This window comes from Mesorhizobium sp. M1169, from assembly GCF_040318345.1.
GTDB lineage: Bacteria > Pseudomonadota > Alphaproteobacteria > Rhizobiales > Rhizobiaceae > Mesorhizobium.
In genome coordinates this window covers 229,186-252,455 of the sequence record NZ_JAMYME010000003.1, presented here as the reverse complement: position 1 = coordinate 252,455, position 23,270 = coordinate 229,186, and the positions used below count along the sequence as shown (strand labels likewise).

Genomic DNA, 23,270 nt, shown 5'->3' with positions numbered 1-23,270 from the left:
TAGCTTCTCAGAATAGGGGTTCCTCGCCCCCGCAAGGCGGGGGAGAGGTGGCTCGGGCGGAGCCCGAGACGGAGAGGGGGCCGGCCGATGTGCTGAGTCGGCGTTCCTCTGAAAAGCTTGCCCGCGCTCGGGTGCTTCGCTTTGTTTTTGCGGCCAAGAAAATTGAAGGTGGCGCTCTATGAGTGCCCCCTCTCCGTCTCGGGCTTCGCCCGAGCCACCTTTCCCCCGCTTCGCGAGGGCGAGGAACCAGGGCTCTGCCGCATGACCACCTTCACCCCATCAACCGCCGCGGAAACTCTCTCCACCGTCGCCTGGGCAGCCGCAGAGGAATCCCCGCTCGAAATCCTCGGCCATGGTTCCAAGCGCGGTATCGGCCGGCCGCAGCAGAGCGAGCATACGCTCGACCTTTCCAAACTCTCCGGCGTCATGCTTTACGAGCCGGCCGAACTGGTGCTGTCGGCAAAAGCCGGCACGCCGCTGGCCGAAATCGAAAGCCTGCTTGCCGAAAACGGCCAGCAACTTGCCTTCGAACCGATGGATTACGGCCCGCTGCTCGGCGGTGAGCCAGCGCGAGGCACGATCGGCGGCGCACTCGCCGCGAACCTTTCCGGCCCGCGCCGGCTGAAGGTGGGTGCTGCGCGCGACCATATCCTTGGCATAGCGGCCGTTTCCGGGCGCGGCGAGGCCTTCAAGTCCGGCGGCCGCGTCGTCAAGAACGTCACCGGCTATGATCTGTCCAAGCTGATGGCCAACAGCTGGGGCACGCTGGCGGTGCTCACCGACGTCACCTTCAAGGTGCTGCCTGCTGCCGAGACCGAAGTCACGCTTGCCATCCGCGGCCTGCTCGACGATCACGCCGCCGCCGCCATGGCGCTGGCGCTGGGTTCCAGCGCCGAAGTGTCGAGCGCTGCCCATCTTCCCGAACGGGTCGCAGCTAGGGTCGCCGGCGGCAGTCTCGGCAGCGATGCCGCGACGCTGCTGCGCATCGAGGGCTTCGGCCCGTCGGTCGCTTACCGCATTGCCGCGCTGAAAGACCTGCTGAAAAACGCTGGGCCGCTGCAGGAGATTTCCGGTTCGGTCTCGTACTCGGTCTGGCGCGGTGTCCGCGACTGCGCGCCGTTCGCCGATGGCAGCGAAAGGCCGGTGTGGCGCGTCTCGATGGCGCCGTCGCGGGGCCACCAGATGGTGCTGGCGCTGCGCATGCAGGCCCCGGTCGATGCCTTCTATGATTGGCAGGGCGGGCTGATCTGGCTGCGCATGCAGCAGGACGATCCCGAGGCAGGCCTGTTGCGCAGCCTGATCAGAAAACACGGCGGCGGCCATGCGACGCTGGTGCGCGCAACCCCTTCGCACCGCGCCGCCGTACCGGTGTTCGAACCGCAAGCGCCGCAACTGGCAGCACTGTCGGCGCGGCTGAAGGCCGAATTCGACCCGAAGAATATCCTCAATCCCGGCCGTATGGCGCCGGGCGCAAGCTCTGCTACTCTCGCGCCGGCAACCGAGGGAGGAGCACAATGAGCGATCCAGGCCAAAACGGTACGTCACGCCAGACCGACCGCTGGCTGGAGCCCGGCCCGACCAACGCGCTGGTCATCTACATCCTCTATCTCGCCGGCCTGGCCATCGGCGTCAGCGGCATTGTCGGCATCGTCCTGGCCTATATCAATCGCGGCAAGGCCGGCGGCTTCGTCGAGAGCCACTACACATTCTTGATCCGCACCTTCTGGATCGGCCTGCTCTATGCACTGATCTCGGCGCTGCTGATGATCGTGGTCATCGGTGTCGTGCTGATGGTTGCCGTTGCCGTCTGGTTCATCGCCCGCTGCATTCTCGGCCTGCAGGCGCTGCAGCGCGGCGAGGCGGTCAAGAACCCGGAAAGCTGGTTTCTGGGATTATGAGCATGATCCCCAAAACTGGGTACCGGTTTTGGGAAAAGATCATGCTCAAACGGTAGGGATTCGTTTACGTGCAGACCAATTTCTCAGCTGCCCAGCTTGCCGATCCGCATGTCGCGGAATCGGAAAAGATCCTGCGCAAATGTGTGCATTGCGGCTTCTGCACCGCCACCTGCCCGACCTATGTGACGCTCGGCAACGAACTGGATTCGCCACGCGGCCGGATCTACCTGATCAAGGACATGCTGGAGAACGGTCGCCCCGCCGACAAGCAGATCGTCACTCATATCGACCGCTGCCTGTCCTGCCTCGCCTGCATGACTACCTGCCCGTCGGGCGTCAACTACATGCATCTGGTCGACCACGCCCGCGTCCATATCGAGGAGACCTACAAGCGTCCGCTGGCCGATCGCCTGACACGCGCCATGCTGGCCTTCGTGCTGCCCTACCCCTCGCGTTTCCGCGCGGCGCTCAAGCTGGCGAAGCTCGGCCAGCCATTCGCCGGCCTGTTTGAGAAAATCCAGGCATTGAAGCCTTTGGGCGCGATGTTGAAGCTGGCCCCGGCGTCGGTCCCGGCAGTCTCGCCGATGGCCTCGCCGGGCGTCCATGCCGGGCAGGGCGCGAAGAAAAATGGCCGCGTCGCCATCCTCACCGGCTGCGCGCAATCCGTGCTCGATCCCGGCATCAACGACACGACGATTTCGCTGCTGACCCGGCTTGGCGTCGAGGTCGTGGTGCCCGAGGGCGAGGGCTGCTGCGGCGCGCTGGTGCATCATATGGGGCGCGAGGACGCTGCCTTGGCGTCGGCCCGACGGAACGTCGACGCCTGGACGCGCGCCATCGAGCAGGGTGGACTCGACGCCATCGTCATCACCGCATCCGGGTGCGGCACCACCATCAAGGATTACGGCTTCATGCTGCGCCTCGATCCGGCCTATGCCGACAAGGCTGCGCGGGTCTCGGCGCTGGCCATGGACATCACCGAATATCTGGCAAGCCTCGACCTGCCCGAGCCGGTCCGCAAGCCGGGCACCATCGTCGCCTATCACTCAGCCTGCTCGATGCAGCACGGCCAGAAGATCACCCGCCAGCCGAAGGAGCTTCTGGCCAGAGCCGGCTTCGTCGTGCGCGAGCCGCGCGAAGGGCATTTGTGCTGCGGTTCGGCCGGCACCTACAACATCCTGCAGCCCGGGATTTCGGCGACGTTGCGCGACCGCAAGGTCAGGAATATCGAGGCGACCGGTGCTGAAATCGTCGCCACCGGCAATATCGGCTGCATCACCCAGATCGCTTCCGCCGCCAAGCTGCCGGTGGTGCATACGATAAAGCTGCTCGACTGGGCCTATGGCGGCGAGCCGCCAAAATTGGTTTGATTGCTGCGCACCCGCCGATGAGACTGCCGAGATGCCCAACCCAAAGTCCGAAGAGATTGGAACCGTCGTTCGGCTGCTGTCGGACAGATCGCCGGCGACGTTCCAGGCCAGCTATGGCGAATGCCAGACAATCATCGCTCGTCATCTCAAGGATGGGTCCGAATTCCTGTTTGCGCTCATAAAGGCAGCGATAGAAGCCGACGTCCAGCAAGACAATCTGATTATCGACGCCGTTTCGTTTCTCGACGACGCGTATTTGGCTCGTCTGGCATTTTTCCTGCAAGAGGAAGTGAAACGCGGAATAGACGTGGAGGATCTGCTGGCTCACGTCGCCTTGCAGGCGCCGGAATTGTTTCCAGACGGTACCTTGGGCGACATTCCCGATTTCGCAGACTGGCTGACGCATGATGATCCTCGTTCGCCGCCGGCATGTCATCATTTCAGCTTTGAGGAAGGCGCTCCGAGCGACATGTCTTTTCCGACGCATCGCAATCATCCTACCTGGCATCTGCCGGCGACTGGCCGGCCACTTACGGTCGGCGGCGAAGGATCGGCAGTGTGCCCGACCTGTCGAGAGCGACTGATACATCTGATTACGCTGGACGATCTCGGGAGTGAGCTGACGATGCCTCTTCCCAGACTCCGTATCGAGACCTGTGCGAATTCTCTCGAACCGACCTATTATTCCCATGACGCTGCCGGTGTGCCGACGCCGATCGCGCCTCTGCATTCGCCCTACATTGAGAGGCCTGCAAAAGCCGCCGAGAAAAGAACTGTTCGGTTGGCACCGACCCCTGAACGGTGGCTCAGGCAGTCGTACGGGATAAGCAATTCAAGGCAAAACCTGTTTCGGCTTGGTGGGCTGCCGTCATGGATTCAGGGACCGCAGTTTCCAGTCATTCCCGGAACGGACCGGGAAATGAAATTTCTTCTTCAGTTCGATTCACTCGCCGGTTTCTTCTGGGGCAGCGGCGGCGTGCTCTACGTCTTCTGGGATGACGAGTCCCGGATCACCTGCCATGTGCCGCAATACACGTGACGAAGGCGCCTACTCCGCCGCCAGCCGGTCTGCCGTGCCGTAGGTGGCCTGGTAGCGGGCGCGCTGGCGGCTAAGCGCCACCATCGTGTTGCGCAGCAGGATCGCCACCGTGATCGGGCCGACGCCGCCCGGCACCGGCGTGATCCACGACGCGACATGCCTGACGCTCTCGGCATCGACGTCGCCGACGATGCGGCTCTCGCCGTCCGGCCCGATTTCCGAATTGATGCCGATATCGATGACGGCGGCGCCCGGCTTGACCATGTCGGCCTTGATCAGCCGCGGTTTGCCCACCGCGACGAACAGCGCGTCGGCGCGGCGTGCGTGTGCCGCCACCGAACGCGTCATGTGGTGACAGACGGTCACCGTCGCGCCTTCGCTCATCAAGAGGAACGCGATCGGCTTGCCAACGATCTCGGAATGGCCGACGACCACCACCTCGAGCCCCTTGAGGTCGAGGCCGGTTTCCCTGAGCAGTTCGACCGAAGCGGCGGCGGTGCAGGGCGCCAGGTCGAGCTGGTTGTAGACGATGTTGCCGATCGAGGCCGGATGCATGCCCTCGACATCCTTGAGCGGATGCACCGCCGCCTGCAGCGTCTTGATCGGAATGTGCACCGGCACCGGCCGCTGGATGATGATGCCGGTGACGCGCGGGTCGGCGTTAAGCCCGTGGATTGCCGCTTCCAGCTCGCCGGCGGTGATGTCGGCGCGAAAGCGCCTTTCCTCGAAGCCGATGCCGGCCAACCCGGCCTTGGCGCGCTGGTTGCGGACATAGATGTCGACCGCGGCGGTATCGCCGACGGTGACCGACACCAGCTTGGGCGGAAAGCCTTCGGCGGTGGCGATCGCCGCCTCCTCGCGCACGCCGGCGATGATGCGTTGGGCAACCGGGCCGCCTCTGAGATAGCGGCTGTCATCGGAAAGGGACATCGGGATGGGGCCTTTATCTGGATTTTAGCCGCCACATAGCAAAGCAACCGCGAAAAGGCAGCGCGAAAAGCGAACCGTCACGCCGGTCGCGCGACGTGCCGGCAAAATCTTCCCGTCAATTCCTGCTGGCGGAAACAAAAAGGGCAGCACGGCTTGCCGCGCTGCCCTTTCGTGACTGGCCGCATCCCCACACGGCCCGTCCCCCGTTATTCAATGCTCCCGAGGCTTCTGAGCAGAATCATCGATGAGGTCAACCGCAGATTACATCACTACAACCGTCGTGCCAACATTGACCCGCTCGTAAAGGTCGACCACGTCCTCGTTGCGCATGCGGATGCAGCCCGATGACACCGCGCCGCCGATCGTCCAGGGCTGATTGGTGCCGTGGATGCGGTACTCGGTCGAGCCGAGATAGAGCGCGCGTGCGCCGAGCGGGTTTTCCATGCCGCCAGCAAGATAGGTCGGCAGATAACGGCCCTTGGCGGCTTCGCGGGCGATCATCACCGCCGGCGGCCGCCAATCCGGCCAGACGCGCTTGTTGGTGATCTTGTGGGTGCCGGACCATTCGAAGCCCGGCTTGCCGGTGCCGACGCCATAACGCCGCGCCTTACCGTTCTTCCCGACCAGATAGAGGAAATTCTCTCGCGTATCGATGACGATCGTGCCCGGCTTCTGCGGGCCGTCATAGGCGACTTCCTGCGGCAGATAGATCGGGTCGATATGCGGCCGCATCACCATGCGCTTGGCCGGCGCCTGCACCGCTGCGGTGCGCAGCTGATCGGGTTCGGCCAGCCGCCGGTAGCGCCGTTGCGGCTGCGCCTCTTGCCGGCTCTGCCGCACGATGCCCGGGGCATGGCCGAGCTGCAGCACCCAGGGTGCCGAAAGATCCGGGCTGACCACCACCGGCGGCCTCTCCGCATAGCGGTCGTTGGCATTGGCGGCGCCGGCAGCAAGTACGGCCGCGGCGCCGAACAGTGGGAACAAGAATGTCTTCATCGCAACGCACCTTGATCGTCGAACATGCCGGGGTGCAAAGCCTCCCCGATTTCGCCGACATTGGGCGCGAAGCGGCAACCGAAACATGAATCGGAATGTGTAAAATGCCGATCTGTCAGTAAAGCTTTTGGTGTGGTTACCGCCCGGTTCAGGAATCTGGTAAAGCCGCGGTAAAGGCCGCGTCAAAACGCGTTAACGCCAAGACACGAACGGAATTCCGCCATGGATGAAAAGACAGGTCTGCTTGCCGGTCCCGACGGCATCGCCCGCTGCTTCTGGCACGGCAACCTGCCGGATTATCTGCACTACCACGACCACGAATGGGGCCGGCCGGTCGCCGACGACCGCCGCCTGTTTGAGAAGATCTGCCTCGAAGGTTTTCAGTCGGGCCTGTCCTGGCTGACCATATTGCGCAAGCGCGACAATTTCCGCGAGGCGTTTGCCGGCTTCGATGTCGACAAGATCGCCGCCTTCACCGACGCCGATGTCGATCGCCTGCTCGGCAATGCCGGCATCATCCGCCATCGCGGCAAGATCGTCTCGACCATCAACAACGCCAAGCGCGCCCGCGAACTCATCGACGAGGCCGGCTCGCTGGCCGCCTGGTTCTGGAAGTTCGAGCCCGGCCCGCACGAGCGGCCCGAGATCGTCGACCTCGCGCATTTGCGCGCCAATCCGACGACGGCCGTCTCGGTCCGCATTTCGAAAGAGCTGAAGAAGCGCGGCTGGAGCTTTGTCGGCCCGACCACCGTCTACGCCTTCATGCAGGCGATGGGGCTGGTCAACGACCATCTCGAGGGCTGCGTCTGCCGCGAACCGGTCGAGGCGGAACGGAAAGCGTTCAAGCGGCCGAAATAGCGGCTCAGGCGCCGCCGGCGCCGGCGAGGAAAAACCCGGCAAGGATGGCCGCCAGCGCGGCGAACACCGGATAGATCACCAGCAGTCCGGTCATCAGCACGTCGCGCATGGTCGGTCCGCTGCGCTGTTGCGCCGCGATCTCGAACGGTCCGGCGATTTGCTTGGTATTCGGCGCATAACCATCGGCCGGCCGCAGCCGGACCGAGGCGTCGCGTGCGCCGCTATCGATGATGTCGAACTTCTGTAGCGTGGCCATGGCCCCGAACCCCTTGTTTCGGCGCGCTTATCGGCCCGGATTGTGTCGGCACGATGCCGCGCGCATGGCGCAATTGTTTCAGCTTCTTTTTCGCCTTTCCTTCTCCCCTTGTGGGAGAAGGTGGATCGGCGCGCAGCGCCGAGCCGGTTGAGGGGTGTTGGAAGAAATGAGGCGTCGGCGTTCCCTGGAACACCCCTCATCCGACCGAGCTTCGCTCGGCCACCTTCTCCCACAAGGGGAGAAGGAGAGCCGCAAACCCTTGCCTTCTCCGGGCTGCATCGGTAGGACACGCCGACCCGAAATAAGTCACCGATTACTTAGCAAAGTACCCATCCCATGGCCGACAAATCCGAAAAGATGAAAGCGCGGCTTCCGCGCGGCTTTGTCGACCGCGGCGCCGACGATCTGCGCACCGTCGAGAAGATGATGGCGACGATCCGCTCGGTCTTTGAACTCTACGGTTTCGAGCCGGTCGACCAGCCGCTGATCGAATACACCGATGCGCTCGGCAAATTCTTGCCCGACCAGGACCGGCCGAACGAGGGCGTGTTCTCGTTCCAGGACGATGACGACCAGTGGCTGTCGCTGCGCTACGACCTGACCGCGCCGATGGCGCGCTTTGTCGCCGAGAATTTCGAGCGCCTGCCGAAACCCTATCGCAGCTATCGCTCCGGCTGGGTGTTCCGCAACGAGAAGCCGGGTCCCGGCCGCTTCCGCCAGTTCATGCAGTTCGACGCCGACACGGTCGGCACGCCGGGTGTCGCGGCCGATGCCGAGATGGCGATGATGATGGCCGACGTGATGGAGGCGCTCGGCATCAAACGCGGCGACTACGTCGTCCGGGTCAACAATCGCAAGGTGCTCGACGGCGTGCTCGAGGCGATCGGCCTCGGCGGCGACGAGAATGCTGGCCGCCGGCTGCAGGTGTTGCGGGCGATCGACAAGCTGGACAAGCTGGGCGTCGAGGGCGTGCGCCTGCTTTTGGGCGCCGGGCGCAAGGACGAGAGCGGTGATTTTACCAAGGGCGCCGGGCTGGGTAACGCGCAAATCGATGTTGTGATCAGCTATTTCACGGTCATGGCGCAGCATGATCCCGAACAAATTGTCCAGACACTGGGATCTATCACCCCAGGGCTCAGCAATCTTGTCGAGGAAAGGAAACTCGAACATCTCGGCATCACGAACGCCTCGTTTGTCGAGGGTCTTGCAGAGTTGGAGCAGATAAGAACCATGGTCGCACAAAGCGGCTACGGTGAGGATCGCATTCGCATCGACCCCTCCGTCGTGCGTGGCCTCGAATATTACACCGGCCCGGTCTACGAGGCCGAGCTGCTGGCCGAAATCCCCAACGAGGACGGCCAGATCGTGCGCTTCGGCTCGGTTGGCGGCGGCGGACGTTATGACGGCCTCGTCTCGCGCTTTCGTGGCGAGCCGGTGCCGGCGACCGGTTTTTCGATCGGCGTCTCGCGGCTGATGACGGCGCTGAAGAACCTCGGCAAGCTCGATACTTCCGATGTCATCGCGCCGGTCGTCGTGCTGACCATGGACAAGGATACGGAAAGCCTCGGCCGCTACCAGAAGATGGTGGCCGAGCTGCGCGCCGCCGGCATCCGCTCGGAAATGTATCTCGGCGGCGCCGGCATGAAGGCGCAGCTGAAATATGCCGACCGTCGCGGCAGCCCGGTCGCCGTCATCCAGGGCGGCGACGAGCGCGCCAAGGGCGAGGTGCAGATCAAGGACCTGATCGAAGGCGCGAAGATGTCGGCCGAGATCGCCGACAACGCCGAATGGCGCGCCGCGCGACCGGCGCAGGTGACCGTGGCGGAAGGCGATCTGGTCGCCGAGGTGAAGAAGATACTGGCGGCGCAGGCCGAGGAGCGGGCGCGTGGCAAGTAGGGCGCCGCTTCCTTCTCCCCTTGTGGGAGAAGGTGGCCGAGCGAAGCTCGGTCGGATGAGGGGTGTTCCAGGGAACGCCGACGCCTCATTTCTTCCGGCACCCCTCATCCGTCTTGGCGCTTCGCGCCAATCCACCTTCTCCCACAGGGGGAGAAGGGAAGGGCGCCTGCCATGACCTCGCGCCCCGCCATCGCATCCGACATCACCAGCCTCTTCGCCGCGCGCAACACCCATGCGGTCGAAGTCGCGGTGCTGCAGCCGGCCGATCCGTTCCTCGACATGGCCGGCGAGGATTTGCGGCGCCGCATCTTTCTCACCGAGAGCGAGACCGGGCAGACGCTTTGCCTGCGGCCGGAATTCACCATTCCGGTCTGCCTCGACCACATCGCCAGCCAGGCCGGCACGCCGCGCCGCTATTCCTATCTCGGCGAGGTGTTTCGCCAGCGCCGCGAGGGCGGCAACGAGTTCTTCCAGGCCGGCATCGAGGATCTCGGCGACCGCGACACGGCCGCCGCCGACGCGCGTTCGCTGGCCGATGCGCATGCGCTGCTGTCGCTGGTGCTGCCCGGCCGGGAGCTGGCGGTGACGCTCGGCGACCAGACCATCTTCGAGGCGGTGCTGGCCGCGCTTGGCCTGCCGCGCGGCTGGCGCATGCGGCTGGCCCGCGCCTTCGGCTCGGCGCCGATGCTTGAGGCAGCCCTTGCCGACCTGGCCAATCCACCGCGCAACAGCCAGCTTGCCGGCGCGGTCGCCGCCCTTGTCCTCGACGGCGATCTGGACAGCCTTTCGGCGCATATCGCCGGCGGCATGGAAGAGGCTGGCCTGTCGGCAACGGCCGGGCGTTCGCCGTCCGAGATTGCGCGGCGCCTGATCGAGAAAGCCGAACTGCGCAGCGTACGGCTGTCGAACGAGGCGTTTGCGGCGCTGAAGAGCTTTTTGGCCATCGACGTGCCGCTCGACAGCGCCGCCGGAGCGCTCGAACGTTTTGCAGCCGATGCCGGGCTTTCACTGGGGGCTGCGCTGGAGAATTTCGCAGCCCGCGCCGCGGCCATAGAAAGCCTCGGCCTGCCGATGTCTGAAATCAGCTACGACGCCGCCTTCGGCCGGCCGCTCGATTACTACACCGGCCTGGTCTTCGAGATCGCGGCGCAGGATGGCGACCGGCCGCTCGCCGGTGGTGGCCGCTACGACCGGCTGCTGACGCTGCTCGGCGCCAAAACGCCGATCCCCGGCGTCGGTTTTTCCGTCTGGCTCGACCGCATCGAGGCGCTGCGGGAGACGGCGCCATGATCACGCTGGCGATCCCGTCGAAAGGCCGGCTCAAGGAGCAGGCGCTGGAGGTGCTGGCCAAGGCCGGGCTTGCCGTCAGCCTGCCCGGCGACGAGCGCAAATATCGCGCCCGCATCGACGGCCTTGACGGCGTCGAGATAGCGTTCCTGTCTGCCTCGGAGATATCAGGCGAAATCGGCCAGGGGTCGGTCGATCTCGGCATCACCGGCGAGGACCTTTTGCGCGAAAACCTCGCCGATTGCGAGATGCGCGCCGAAATCATCGCCCGCCTCGGTTTCGGCAATGCCGATGTCGTCGTCGCCGTGCCCGACGTCTGGCTCGATGTCGACACCATGGCCGACCTCGACGACGTCGCCGCCGACTTCCGCCAGCGCCACGGCCGCCGGCTCAGGATCGCCACCAAATACTGGCGCCTGACCCAGCAGTTCTTTTCGCAAAAGCACGGCATCCAGGTCTACCGCATCGTCGAAAGCCTTGGCGCCACCGAAGGCGCGCCGGCGGCCGGATTGGCCGATATCGTCGTCGACATCACCACGTCAGGCGCGACGCTGCGCGCCAACCATCTCAAGGTGCTGGCCGACGGCCTCATCTTGCGCTCGCAGGCCTGTCTCGTGGCGTCGAGGAAGATGCGTTCGGCGACGGACGAGGCCGTGTTGCGCGATATTGCGGCCAGGATGGCATCGGTGAACGCAGGCTGACGTCGCCAATCTCCCCCCTTGAGGGGGAGATGTCGCCGAAGGCGACAGAGGGGGTCGGTACGTCTTGACGCGACTCTCCTAACGGCAGGCTGGAGCTCCACGCGAGACGACCCCCTCTGGCCTGCCGGCCATCTCCCCCACGAGGGGGCCATCGCAGATAGCAAGCCGAGGCTTTCGCTCTACGACGTACCCCCACCCCTAACCCCTCCCCACAAGGGGGAGGGAGACTTCCGTTGGCGCTGACCTCGGCAAATTGCCTGCCTTTCGGCGCCAAAAGGCGAAGTGAGGGCGCGCGGCAGCGTTCCCTCCCCCTTGTGGGGAGGGTTAGGGTGGGGGTCCATCTTCGTAAGAATCCAAATGCGATTGCTCAGCCTCGAGGGGGGAGATAAGCAGCTGCGCCGACCCGAAGCAATTTCCTGGCGTACAGCAATTTTGTTCTTGCTTTGTGCCGGCAGCTATGCTACTAATCTCGCTATGGTGCCAATTGGCCCCGAAGACCCGCCCGCCGAGGCGGGTTTTTTATTTTCGGCCCTTACAGGCGAGTTCCCACCCAGCCCCGCCATCGACGGGATTTCCACCACCCCGCCGGGCTGATAGGCTCGGCCTGTCTGCGGAGGACACGGCGATGCCGATCAATCTCGACGAGTTGAAGAATGCCACCAGCCTGCGCTCCAAGCGCGATGGCGGCTCGTTCATTGCGCCGGTCGACGGCACGGCGCATGTCTCGGGCGAGCGCAGCGTGCCGCTGCTCAACCTGACGATCCCGGCGCTGTTTGCCGATACGGTCGGCAAATACGGCACGCTCGATGCCGCCGTCTTCGTCGAGCAGGACAAGCGCTTTACCTGGGACGAACTGTCCGAGACCGTCGATGCACTGGCCGCCGGTTTCCTGGCGCTCGGCCTCGAGAAAGGCGATCGCGTCGGCATCTGGTCGCCGAACCGCTGGGAATGGCTGGTGACGCAATTCGCCACCGCCCGCATCGGCCTGGTCCTGGTCAACATCAACCCGGCCTACCGGCTGGTCGAGCTGGAATATGCCTTGAACAAGGTCGCTTGCCGAGCGCTCGTCACCGCCGCCACATTCAAGAGTTCCGACTATCTCGGCATGATCGAAACGCTGGCGCCGGAGATCGCCAAGGCCACCCCCGGCAAGCTCGACGCCAACAGACTGCCGGCGCTGAAGACCGTCATCCGCATGGACGAGGAGAATTCGCCGGGCATCTTCAATTTCGCCGACGTGCTGGCGATGGCCGGCCGCGACGAGCATGACCGGCTCGACCGGATTTCAGCGGGGCTGAAACCGGACGACGCCATCAACATCCAGTTCACCAGCGGCACGACCGGCGCGCCCAAGGGCGCGACGCTGACCCACAACAACATCGTCAACAACGGCAATTTCGTCACTGCGGCAATCCGGCTCACCGTCGACGACCTGCTGTGCATCCCGGTGCCGCTCTACCATTGCTTCGGCATGTCGATGGGCACGATGGGCTGCGTCACCAAGGGCGCGACCATGGTTTTCCCCAGCGAGGGTTTCGATGCCGGCGCCACGCTGAAGGCGGTGGCAACGGAACGCTGCACCGCGCTCTACGGCGTGCCGACCATGTTCGTCGGCCTGCTCGACCATCCGGAGTTCGCCTCCTTCGATCTCACCAGCCTGCGCACCGGCATCATGGCCGGCTCGCCATGCCCGATCGAGGTGATGAAGAAGGTGGTGTCGCTGATGCATATGGCTGAGGTGACCATCGCCTACGGCATGACCGAGACCAGCCCGGTCTCGTTCCAGAGCAGCGTCGACGACCCCTTGGAAAAGCGCGTCTCGACCGTCGGCCGCGTCCATCCGCATGTCGAGGTCAAGGCCATCGACGCCGAAGGTGCCACCGTCGCTGTCGGCGCGCCGGGCGAGCTCTGCACGCGCGGTTATTCCGTCATGAAGGGCTATTGGGACGACGAGCAGAAGACCCGCGAGGCCATCGACGCCGACGGCTGGATGCACACCGGCGACCTCGCCACCATCGATGCCGAGGGCTATTGCAACATCGTCGGCCGGGTCAAGGACATGGTCATCCGCGGCGGCGAGAACGTCTATCCACGCGAGGTCGAGGAGTTCCTCTATCGCCACCCCAAGGTCAAGGAGGTGCAGGTGTTCGGCATTCCCGACCCGAAATATGGCGAGGAGCTGTGCGCCTGGATCGTGCTGAAGCCCGGCCAGATCACCACGGAGCAGGAGATCAAGGCCTTCTGCGCCGGCCAGATCGCCCATTTCAAGATCCCGCGCTACATCCGCTTCCGCACCGAATTGCCGATGACGGTGACCGGCAAGCCGCAGAAATTCCTGATGCGCCAGGCGATGGTCGACGAGCTGGGATTGGTGACGCAGAAGACGGCGTGAAAAGGCTTCCGTTTGTGCTACGCGTGACGGAGGCGTTGTTTGGGCAACATATTTGAGGGGTGTTCCATGCGGATTGGGTTAGGCGTGCTTTTCCTGGCAACTCAGCTGGCAGCCACCGCGGTGCTGGCGCAGACGGCGGCCGAGCGTGAGGCCTGCCAAGCAGATTACCAGAGGTTGTGCAAGGGCGTGTTGCCGGGCGGTGGCCGCGTCGTAAAATGCCTGGCCGGTCACATGAGCGAGCTGACGCCCGAATGCAAGAAGGTCGTCAAGGCCAACACGCCCGGCTAGCGCGCGAGCTTCCTGCGGGTGACATGATGTTTTGAGGTGTGCGGGGGCAGGAGGCAGCGCAATCGCGGCGGATTCTTGCGAAGAGGACCCCCCACCCCTAACCCCTCCCCACAAGGGGGAGGGGGACTTTCGGTGGCGCCGACCTCGGCAAATTGCCTGCCTTTCGGCGCCAAAGGGAAAGCAAGGGCGCGCGGCAGCGTTCCCTCCCCCTTGTGGGGAGGGTTAGGGTGGGGGTCCTCTTCGCAAGAATGCGTACGCGATTGCGCTGCCCTTGTGGGGAGGGGCTAGGGCTGGGGTACGCCGCGATGGCGTCATGACCTGTCATATGCGATTTCTCTGGATGGTCGCGGTGCGCAACAGTGATTGCAAATCGCCCTTCCACGGGATTTGCGGGAAGGCAAGAAGGTGACAATGAGTGGTTTCGCAAGATCGGCGATTTCCTACGGCATGCCGTTGGCCGCTCTGGTGATGGCTGTCGCGGTCAGGGGTAGCGGCCTGTCGGTGGACGAAGGGTCGCTGGGCACCAGGATGTTTATCGGCGCGCTGTCGAGCGCGATCATGTTCACCACCATTTTCGTGGTGCTCGACCACGCCGAGGCGGTGGCCAGGCGGGTAGGCGAGCCGTACGGCACGTTGGTGCTGACCATCGCCGTGACGGCAATCGAAGTGTCGATCATCGTTTCCATCATGCTGCACGGCGCCAACAACCCGACGCTTGCGCGCGAATCCGTGTTCTCGACGGTGATGATCACCTCCACCGGCGTGGTCGGCATGTGCCTGACGTTTGGCGGCTGGCGCCATCGCAAGCAGGCAATCGTCCGCCAAGGGACCAGCGCCTATCTGGCGGTGCTGGTCGCGCTGAGCGTCATGACGCTCATTCTGCCGACCTACACGCGAACTACCGATCCCGGCACGTTTTCGGCGGCGCAACTCGGCTTCGTCAGCGTGCTGTCGGTGCTGCTTTATGCCGGTTTTCTGTTCGCGCAGACTGTCCGCCACCGCGACGATTTCATCGACGGGCAAGCACATGGCGCCGCAGCGCGAGCCGACGCTCACGAAAGCGTCGCCGCCGGCGCTGTGCTCCTGCTGATCGGGCTGATCGGCATCGTCATGCTGGCCGAACAGGTCGCAGCCAGCGTCGAGGATGCGCTCGTCGCCTACCAGGTGCCGCAGGCCGACGCCATTGTCGGCGCAATGATCGCCGGGTTGGTTCTGATGCCGGAGGCGATCTCGGCGGTTCGCGCCGCGCTCAATAACGAACTGCAGCGCGGCCTGAACGTCGCCATGGGCTCGGCCTGCGCGACGATCGGCCTGACAATACCCGGCATAGCCGCCGCCAGCCTGCTGACCGGAAGAGGACTGACCCTGGGCCTGCCGGCGACCGACACGGTGCTTTTGGTCCTGGCGCTTTTCATCTGCAATGTGAGCTTCGGCACGGAGAGGACGACGTTCCTGACCGGCTTGGTGCACCTCGTGGTATTTTTTACCTGGGTGTTTTTGATATTTGTGCCGTGAGGGTTGGGGGGCGAGCAAGGGGGCAGGCAGATTCTGACGACTGTTTCTCGGCCGAGCAGCCACACGTTTTCCGCACCGAGTTCCGAAGTAGGCAAGCCGCACAAGTTCGGCAAAGACGGCGTGAGGGGTGGGCGCCAATTTTTCTCCTTTGCGCCATGGGCGGACGCTTAGCACCAAGGCCTTGAACGTCTCGATAGGGGCCGCGAGCGGATTGGCAGCTTCTGGCTTCGCAACGAAGATTGCAGACATTCAACCCGCTGGATGGAGGTCGTGAACTGACCCAAGGCGACATTCCTCAGACTGTCCGTTTCCACCGAAGCGGGGCGATGCGGCCGATCAAGCGCCTTTCGGGTTCGAAAGCTGTTAGGGTAGGATGATAAACGATGTGCCGCAGGAGCGGGGATGCCCGTCGATCGCGTTCAGCGGAAAGTAGCTGCCATCCTCGCTGCCGACGTGGTGGGGTTCAGCCGACTTGTCGGCAAAGATGAAGAGACGACCCTTGCTACCCTGAAGGTCCATCGACAAGCGATCGACAAGCTAATTGCCGGCTACGATGGACGCATCTTCGGAAGCGCAGGCGACAGCGTCATCGCAGAATTCGCCAGCGCGATAGGTGCGGTTCGGTGCGCTATCGACATCCAGTTGGCGATCGATCGGCTCAACGCCGACTTGCCTGGGCCAGGGCGCATGCGATTCCGGATTGGAGTCAACCTCGGCGACGTGGTGGTTGATGGCGACAATCTCATGGGTGACGGTGTGAATGTCGCCGCCCGCCTTGAGGGGCTGGCGCTTCCGGGCGGCATCTGCGTCTCTGACGCTATCCAGATGCAAGTTCGCGACCGTCTTGCAGCAGATTTCGTTGACCTGGGTGAGCAGCGCCTAAAGAACATTGCGCGGCCGGTTCGGGCTTTTCGCGTGCCCGTCACGTCTGAGGAACCAACTAGCTCGCCGTTTCGCGGCCTCGACAGTTTCGATTTCGAGCACGCCGATCTCTTCTTCGGGCGGAGCCGTGCGATCGCTATCTGCACTGAGCGACTGGAGCAGCTCGCGGTCGCGGGCAAGTGCTTCCTGCTCATCTACGGGATGAGCGGCTCCGGCAAGTCCTCGCTCGTGCGCGCCGGGCTGATTCCGGCCGTCACGCAACGTGGCGCGGTGCCGGGCATCTTGCTCTGGCGGCGTTGCGTCATGCGTCCGTCCGAGGGACCTGACGCGATCACGTCTCTGTCAGCGGCGTTGCTCCGCGCCGAAGCCTTGCCCGAACTTGCCGAAAACGGGACGGCGACCGAGTTGGCGGCGACGTTTCGGAACAATCCCGATCGGGCGCTGGCTTTTGTCCGCTCGGCGCTCGCCTCGACCCCCTCCAGTGGCGGCCCGGGTAAGGCGCGTCTGGTCCTAGCCGTCGATCAGATGGAGGAACTCTTCACAACCGAAACGGAACCAGCCTCGCGCGCTTTGTTCGTGCGATTGCTTTCAGCGTTCGCCACTAGCGGACTTGTATGGGTGATCGCGACGATTCGCGGCGACTTCTTCCATCGGTGCGGCGAGGTCCCGGGTTTCTCGGCATTGAAGGATGGCCTGAGCAGCTACGAACTCTTGCCTCCGACCGGGGCCGAGATTTCGAAGATCATCCGTGAACCCGCAAGCGCGGCGGGCCTGCGCTTTGAGGAAACGAAAGACCGCGGCCGACTGGAGGACGTGCTTCAGGAGGCGACAGCGGCCGACCCCGGTTCCCTACCACTGCTCGAGTTCGTGCTCGAAGCACTTTACCAAGCCGGCCGAGCAGAACGCCTGCTTACCTTCGCAGCCTATCGTGCGCTTGGAGGCCTCGAGGGCGCGATCGCGCGCCGGGCCGACGAAGTGGTCGAGGCGTTGTCGCCCACGGTTCAGGATGCGCTGCCAACCGTCCTTCGCGCGCTGACGACGGTTCGTCTCGGCGACAATTCAGTCGCCGCGGCCCCGGCGGTCCGCGACAACATGGCGCGAACGCCCGCACAAGCTGCACTTCTCGACGCGTTGATCGCGGCTCGGCTTCTCGTTTCCGACGAGAACCTTGAAGGGCAGGCAGTCGTCCGCGTCGCCCACGAGGCGCTTTTGAGCCGTTGGCCCCGCGCGCGCGACATCGTCAACGCTGATCGAAGTTTTCTGGAGACGCGTGCCCGGCTGCGAACCGATGCCGGCCGCTGGCATGCCGACAACAGGAATCCCGACCTGCTTCTGCCCGCCGGCATACGACTTGCCGAGGGCGAGGAATTGCTAGTGTCGCGGCGAGAGGACGTCGACGATCAAGTAGCTCAGTATGTAGAAGCATCATTGTTGGCTCAGATGGCGGTCGCGGAAAGGGAGCGACAGGCCGATCGTGCGCGCATAGAGGCCGAAGAGGCGACCAAACGGGAGCGCCTTGAGCGCGAAGCGGAACGCCGCAGCCTGGTGGCGGAAGCGGCGACACGGCTTGCGCGCCGCACGCGTTACGCCGCTATTGTCGCCTTTGCATTGGCGGTCGTGGCAGGCGCCGGCGCGATCGCCGGATTCTGGGGACAACACGAGGCCAGCCTTCAGGCAGAGCGCGCCGACGAGAATGCCCAGGAGGCAATAGCGGCGAGAGACCTCGCGCTGCGCAACCAGTCACGGTCGCTCTCGTCGATCTCGCTGCAACTGTCGTCCGCCGGGGACAGCGAGCTTGCCATCCTTCTGGCGCTGGAGGCCCTTCCCAAGAAGGGAGAAACGACCGAACGGCCCTATGTGACCGAGGCCGAAGCCGCCCTGTTCAGAGCTCTGTCCGGGTATCAGGAACTCGCCGTCCTTCGCCATGAAGATGCCGTCACCCACGGCGCTTTCAGTCCGGAAGGAGACCGCGTCGTTACATCTTCCTTCGATCAGACCGCGCGAGTTTGGAACACCGCCGACGGAAAGGCGCTTGCCATCCTCAAGGGCCATAAAGGCGTGCTAAAGTTGGCAGTGTTCAGCCCGGACGGAAGACAAGTCCTCACTGGCTCGGTCGACGGCACTGCAAGGGTCTGGGATGCGGCGACCGGCAAGCAGCTCTACGTCCTCAATCAGACCGGTGACGTCCACGCCGCGATTTTCAGCCGCGACGGAACGCGGATCTTTACTGCTTCGGAGTTTGCCGCGCCGACGATCTGGAACGCTCGGGACGGCACCGAGATTGCCAGATTGCCGGGAGCCAGTTGGCAATCTACCGTTCTTGCGGTGAGTCCCGACGGTCAAATGCTTGCTTCCGTCCAGTTCCACGGAGACGTTCAAATTTGGAATGCGAACGACGGCACTCCGATCGGCACGATTCCGGTTCGCGGAGACAATGTTACTGGCATCGAGTTTAGTCCGAACGGGACCCAACTCCTGACCGTCGCCTGGACTGGCACGTCTCGTCTTTGGAGTCTGGCGGATCTGTCGGGACTTGCCGCTCTCCCCGGATCACCGAGTGCTGGCCATCAAGGGACCTTCAGTCACGATGGCCGCCTTGTGGCAGTCGTTGCCATCGACGGATCCGCCCGTCTTTGGAATACAAGGACAGGTGAGTTGATCCGCATATTCGGCCAAGAAACCAGGGCAAGCGCGCTCAATGCCGGAATCTCCTATCAATATCTCGACGTCAACGGCGCGTTCAGCCCTGACGGCGAACTTTTCGCCACCGCGTCGGTGAACGGCGTTTCCCGTATCTGGGACGTCAAGAGCGGCTCGCAGGTCTCGATCCTCCACGGGCATAGTGCGCTGATCGAGGAGGTCGCCTTCAGCCCCGATGGCCGTCGCCTTCTCACGGTGTCGCACGACGGAACCGCGCGCATCTGGGACGTCGACGGTGTGCTAACGACCACGTTGCGTCACGAAACCGCGCGCAGGTTCGCAGTATTCAGTGCTGACGGGGCGCGCGTCGTGACGGGAAGCGGTGTCGTGGGGCATGTCTGGGATGTTGCAAGTGGCAATTTGGTTGCGACGCTCGCGCCCGGCACGGAAGGCTTGCTTAAGCTTGCGGTATTCAGCCCTGATGGGCATCGTCTTGCCACGACGTCCAACGACGGCGTGGTTCGGCTGTGGGAGGCCAAAGGCGGTCGCGAAGCGGCAGCGCTGGAAGGTCATGATCCCAAGGTCGTCCAGGTCCAATTCAGTTCCGATGGCTCGTTCCTGGCATCCGCTTCGGTCGATGGAACTGTGCGGCTCTGGGACGCCTCGACCGGCGCTGCCAAGACAGTATTTCAAACCACAGCGGATTTGCAGGATGCCTTGTTCAGCCCGGATGGCAAGCTGGTCCTTGCGACGTTGAACGACAATACAGCGCGGCTTTGGAAGATGGACGGCACTGAGCTCACAGGTGTTCCAGGACACGAGAACCGCATCAGCGCAGCGGCTTTCAGTCCCGACAGCCGATTGGTCGCCATTGGTTCTTCTGACGGAACGACGCAAATCTGGTCAGTCGCGGAAGGGGAAGCTGCCGCCACGTTGAAGGGACACGGCGGGCCGGTGACAAATGTTGCCTTCAGCAACGATGGCAGGTCGCTGGCAACTGCCTCACGAGATGGAACCGTTCGCATCTGGAGCGTCAAGGACGGGAAGGAAAGGTCTGTCCTCACGGGGGGCAGTGCCAGCATCGACAACGTCGCATTGAGTCCCAACGGACAATATGCGGTGACGTCGTCCTACCGTGAGCGGTCTGTCAGGCTGTGGTCTGCCGACACGGGTCAGCAACTCGCGCTCCTTGTTGGCCAGCATGACACCAGCACGATCGTCCCGGCGGTCACGCGGGCCGCATTCAATTCGGATGGCACACAGGTCGCAGCTGTCTCAGGCGGAGATAGCGTGCAGTTGATCCGCGTCTTCACGTCGCCAGAGGACCTCATCGCCTATGCTCAAGACGTCGTGCACCGAAAACTCACTTCTTGCGAGCGTAGGCGCTTCTTCCTGCCCGTGGCAGATGATGCCGAGGACTGCCCTAGCTAAGCTGGCGTTGCAGCAGTCGTGTCAGCAGCGAGATGAAACGAATCCAGAGGGTCCGAAGCTGGCGCAACCTCGCCCGTCGTGTTGACACCAGGGAAGTCCGCTTCTGAAGGAAGGCAGGGGCCGGCTGAATGACCGACATTGGGCGCGAAGCGGTCATCCACGATCCTCAGGTTCTGACCCAGGACGGCCGTTCCCCGGTAGTGAGCGGGAAGGGCGCGGTCGTCGAGCGAGTTGTCAGCCGCCTATTTCCGCAGCCCATCAATGTGCAACTTGGGAAGCCGCTGACATCAATTCCTCCGGATTCGGCGCCTTGAAGGTATTGAGGCCATCCTCCAGAACTTCAGTGAAGTTCCAGCGTACGATGCCCGCCCGGTCGATTAGGAACTGACCGACAAGCTGCCCCTGGCCGGAAGCCATCGCCTGCTGGTCGGCTCCCGTAATCTCATATCCTTCCTTCTTGTTAAGAAACTCGTACATTGCCATGACGTCCATAGGCTCGGGCAACTCGCCCGGGAGATCGATACGGATCGCCATGACCGTGTCCATCCCGACCTCGCGCAAGCCGAAAGCACGGTGCGAGGCCCGCTCCGGGTCGGACGCGGCGAGAAGATCGGGTGCCGGGTGGTAACGGAAATAGAGCCGCGCCCGCTCGACTGGCGTATTGACCACCGCCAGGCATTCGACGCCTTTCTCACGCAGGGCCGGCTTGAGTTGCGCCATCGCCGCGACATGGCGCCGGCAGAACGGACAGTGCAGGCCTCGGAACAAACCGATCAACAACGGGCTACGGCCTCGAAAATCATCGAGCGCGATCTTGCCTTCGCGGGAGATCGCATCGAGAATAATATTCGGCGCCCGGTCGCCCGGCTGCAGCGGGCGTTCGACATTACTCGTGGACATGGACAACCTCCTCGCCCCGGATAAGCACACCCAGCCATCCGGAGTTGAGTCCATGCTGGGCGACGCCAGGGCAAAAATGCGTTCGACCTTTGCCATATTGCCGAGGTCGAGATTACGCGCGTTGCAAGTGCATCATAACACGAAAAAAGCCTCTGCGGGTCGCCCGTTTCGCGAGCTGTCGCGAGCGCTGTGGCAAAACAATGTAATCGTCTCATCCGTGCAATGGGACGACACAGCGGCGGGACCGATTGGATCTTCACATGCTTGCGGTGTTCAAGTCTTGAAACTTGGGCGGCTTCGATGTGCCCGGACGTCAAATGCCGACCGCACAGATCGCAGATCTCTGCCCTCAGCGGAACCGACCCGCCATGCAGCCGGTTAATCGGCATGAAGCCACCACCAATCCAAGGCCGCATCATGAGCATTCTGCAAACCACGAAGAAAGCCGTCGAGCAGGTCACCGGTATCGCCAGGCCGGGCCGGCGAGAGGTCGCCGACCTCCTGAGGCCGCGCAAACCGAATGCGTTTCGGTTCAGCGATGATGGCCTGGTGCCCAACCATCCGTCCTGGCCGCTTGTCGTCTATCGCGGCGCCGTGAAGCTGCCCGAGGAATTCGATCCGGCGGCCGTCATGGAGGCGCTTTTCGAGGCAAACGGCTGGGGCGATAGCTGGCGCAATGGCATCTACGACTACGTCCACTACCATTCGCGGATACACGAGGTGCTGGGCGTTGCGCGCGGCACGGCCAAGGTCCGCTTTGGCGGCAGCAAGGGACGAACGCTGCCGCTGAAGGCCGGCGATGTCGCGGTGCTTCCGGCCGGCACCGGGCACCAGCGTCTTTCCGCATCCGACGATTTTCTGGTTGTCGGCGCCTATCCTCCATCCGGCACCTATGACCTGTGTACGACCGCCGCCGACCATGCCAAGGCAGTCGTCACGATCCCCAGGGTCGGCCGTCCGCGCAAGGACCCTGTCTATGGAAGCAACGGCCCGTTGCTCGCAGCCTGGAAAAGGGATTGAAGCCGTTTTCTTGCAGGTTGGCTTCGGGGCTAAACCCGGATCCTTGACCCGCCGCTCAAGCCGCCAGCACCGCCGCGTCCAGCCCGCGGATGATCTTCGCCAGTTCGACGCATTCGTCGTGGCGCACCTTGTTGCGCCGCCAGGCGAGGCAGATCGTGCGCTGCGGCATCGGTTCCTGGAACGGCACGATCTTCAAATCGGGGATAGTGCTGGCCGGCCCTGCCGCCATTTCCGGGATGAGCGTGACGCCGAGCCCGTGCGCCACCATCTGTAAGAGCGTCGTCAGGCTGGTCGCGCCATAGCTTGCCATCGCCACCGGCCGCACGTTGCCGCACACGGCGAGCGCCTGTTCGCGCAGGCAATGGCCTTCCTCCAGCAGCATCAGCCGCTCCAGTGCCGGGCTCTCCGGTGGCACCGGCGGCGAGGCGAAGGCGGGATCGCCGGCCGGCACGGCCAGGAAGAACCGGTCGGAGAAAAGTTCCTCGGTAACCAGGCCTGGGTAATCGAGAGGCAGCGCCGCGACGAAAGCGTCGAGCTTACCCGAACTGGTGTCCTCGACCAGCGAGGCGGTCACCGCTTCGCGCAGTTCCAGCTGCAAGGCCGGGAAATGCCGTTTCAGCTCCGGCAGCACATGCGGCAAGAGATAGGGCGCCACCGTCGGGATGATGCCGAGCCGGAAGCGGCCTACCAGCGCCGGGCGGCCGCGCCGGGCCGTCGCCTCGACGTCGCGGACGTCGGCAAGAATGCGCTCGATGCGCGGCAGCAGGGCCACGGCCTCGTCGGTCATCCGCACCACCTTGCCGCCGCGCTCGAACAGACGGCAATTCAGCCGCAGCTCCATCTCGGCGATCTGCGAGGACAGCGCCGGCTGGCTGACGCCGGCGAGTTTTGCGGCACGGCCGAAATGCAGCGTCTGCGCCAGCGCCTCGAAATAATGCATCTGCCGGACGGTCAAACCGATCATAAGGAAA

18 protein-coding genes are annotated in these 23,270 nt (G+C 63.8%); 13 read left to right on the top strand and 5 right to left on the bottom strand.

Translation table 11 applies throughout. From position 1 onward, the window contains the following. Positions 1-261 precede the first annotated feature (261 nt). The 4 genes from NKH41_RS04825 (at position 262) to NKH41_RS04810 (ending at position 4,307) form a co-directional block, all read left to right on the top strand. Complete coding sequence (locus NKH41_RS04825; RefSeq protein ID WP_352768158.1) at positions 262-1,518, top strand: FAD-binding protein; 1,257 nt, start codon at positions 262-264, stop codon at positions 1,516-1,518. Continuing rightward, positions 1,515-1,898 (top strand): DUF4870 family protein, encoded by a 384-nt coding sequence (locus tag NKH41_RS04820; protein WP_352614815.1) that lies wholly within the window; start codon positions 1,515-1,517, stop codon positions 1,896-1,898. Before NKH41_RS04825 ends, NKH41_RS04820 begins: the two co-directional genes overlap by 4 nt. Before the next feature lie 68 nt (positions 1,899-1,966). After that, positions 1,967-3,268, top strand: coding sequence for a glycolate oxidase subunit GlcF (glcF, locus tag NKH41_RS04815; RefSeq protein WP_352768159.1), 1,302 nt, complete (start codon positions 1,967-1,969; stop codon positions 3,266-3,268). Continuing rightward, complete coding sequence (locus tag NKH41_RS04810) at positions 3,240-4,307, top strand: hypothetical protein (protein ID WP_352780998.1); 1,068 nt, start codon at positions 3,240-3,242, stop codon at positions 4,305-4,307. Before glcF ends, NKH41_RS04810 begins: the two co-directional genes overlap by 29 nt. Before the next feature lie 9 nt (positions 4,308-4,316). Here the strand turns inward: NKH41_RS04810 and NKH41_RS04805 are convergent, their stop codons facing one another. Further along, a complete protein-coding gene (locus NKH41_RS04805) occupies positions 4,317-5,237 on the bottom strand; it encodes a bifunctional 5,10-methylenetetrahydrofolate dehydrogenase/5,10-methenyltetrahydrofolate cyclohydrolase (RefSeq protein WP_352768163.1) in 921 nt (306 codons plus the stop codon). 261 nt (positions 5,238-5,498) lie between these two features. Further along, positions 5,499-6,233, bottom strand: a complete 735-nt coding sequence (locus NKH41_RS04800) for a L,D-transpeptidase (RefSeq protein WP_352768166.1) — start codon at positions 6,231-6,233, stop codon at positions 5,499-5,501. A gap of 222 nt (positions 6,234-6,455) precedes the next feature. On the opposite strand from NKH41_RS04800, the gene NKH41_RS04795 reads away from it, so the two are divergent. Beyond that, positions 6,456-7,091: a DNA-3-methyladenine glycosylase I gene (locus NKH41_RS04795; protein ID WP_352472682.1), complete on the top strand. Its 636-nt coding sequence runs from the start codon at positions 6,456-6,458 to the stop codon at positions 7,089-7,091. 4 nt (positions 7,092-7,095) lie between these two features. Here NKH41_RS04795 and NKH41_RS04790 read toward each other — a convergent pair whose 3' ends face one another. Next, positions 7,096-7,347, bottom strand: a complete 252-nt coding sequence (locus NKH41_RS04790) for a hypothetical protein (RefSeq protein ID WP_352502096.1) — start codon at positions 7,345-7,347, stop codon at positions 7,096-7,098. A 336-nt stretch (positions 7,348-7,683) separates the two neighbouring features. On the opposite strand from NKH41_RS04790, the gene hisS reads away from it, so the two are divergent. The 7 genes from hisS (at position 7,684) to NKH41_RS04755 (ending at position 20,379) form a co-directional block, all read left to right on the top strand. Next, complete coding sequence (gene hisS, locus NKH41_RS04785) at positions 7,684-9,243, top strand: histidine--tRNA ligase (RefSeq protein WP_352768171.1); 1,560 nt, start codon at positions 7,684-7,686, stop codon at positions 9,241-9,243. Between the two features lie 171 nt (positions 9,244-9,414). Beyond that, on the top strand, positions 9,415-10,533 hold the full coding sequence (locus tag NKH41_RS04780) for an ATP phosphoribosyltransferase regulatory subunit (protein WP_352768174.1): 1,119 nt from the start codon (positions 9,415-9,417) through the stop codon (positions 10,531-10,533). Beyond that, the gene (gene hisG / locus NKH41_RS04775; protein ID WP_352768177.1) at positions 10,530-11,231 is read left to right on the top strand and encodes an ATP phosphoribosyltransferase; all 702 of its coding nucleotides are present in this window, start codon (positions 10,530-10,532) and stop codon (positions 11,229-11,231) included. Before NKH41_RS04780 ends, hisG begins: the two co-directional genes overlap by 4 nt. A gap of 625 nt (positions 11,232-11,856) precedes the next feature. Next, positions 11,857-13,623: an AMP-binding protein gene (locus tag NKH41_RS04770; RefSeq protein WP_352768180.1), complete on the top strand. Its 1,767-nt coding sequence runs from the start codon at positions 11,857-11,859 to the stop codon at positions 13,621-13,623. A 66-nt stretch (positions 13,624-13,689) separates the two neighbouring features. Next, positions 13,690-13,911 (top strand): cysteine rich repeat-containing protein, encoded by a 222-nt coding sequence (locus NKH41_RS04765; RefSeq protein WP_352450969.1) that lies wholly within the window; start codon positions 13,690-13,692, stop codon positions 13,909-13,911. 411 nt (positions 13,912-14,322) lie between these two features. Next, entirely contained in the window at positions 14,323-15,426 is a 1,104-nt protein-coding gene (locus NKH41_RS04760; protein WP_352768183.1) for a calcium:cation antiporter, read from the top strand. A 402-nt stretch (positions 15,427-15,828) separates the two neighbouring features. Beyond that, the gene (locus NKH41_RS04755) at positions 15,829-20,379 is read left to right on the top strand and encodes an nSTAND1 domain-containing NTPase (RefSeq protein WP_352768186.1); all 4,551 of its coding nucleotides are present in this window, start codon (positions 15,829-15,831) and stop codon (positions 20,377-20,379) included. Between the two features lie 258 nt (positions 20,380-20,637). On the opposite strand, the gene NKH41_RS04750 is transcribed toward NKH41_RS04755, so the two are convergent. Beyond that, the gene (locus NKH41_RS04750) at positions 20,638-21,279 is read right to left on the bottom strand and encodes a peroxiredoxin-like family protein (protein WP_352473491.1); all 642 of its coding nucleotides are present in this window, start codon (positions 21,277-21,279) and stop codon (positions 20,638-20,640) included. A 417-nt stretch (positions 21,280-21,696) separates the two neighbouring features. Here NKH41_RS04750 and NKH41_RS04745 point away from each other — a divergent pair, with 417 nt between their 5' ends. Beyond that, positions 21,697-22,299, top strand: a complete 603-nt coding sequence (locus NKH41_RS04745) for a cupin (protein ID WP_352768189.1) — start codon at positions 21,697-21,699, stop codon at positions 22,297-22,299. Positions 22,300-22,354: 55 nt separating this feature from the next. On the opposite strand, the gene NKH41_RS04740 is transcribed toward NKH41_RS04745, so the two are convergent. Continuing rightward, the gene (locus NKH41_RS04740; protein ID WP_352768192.1) at positions 22,355-23,263 is read right to left on the bottom strand and encodes a hydrogen peroxide-inducible genes activator; all 909 of its coding nucleotides are present in this window, start codon (positions 23,261-23,263) and stop codon (positions 22,355-22,357) included. Positions 23,264-23,270: the final 7 nt, after the last annotated feature.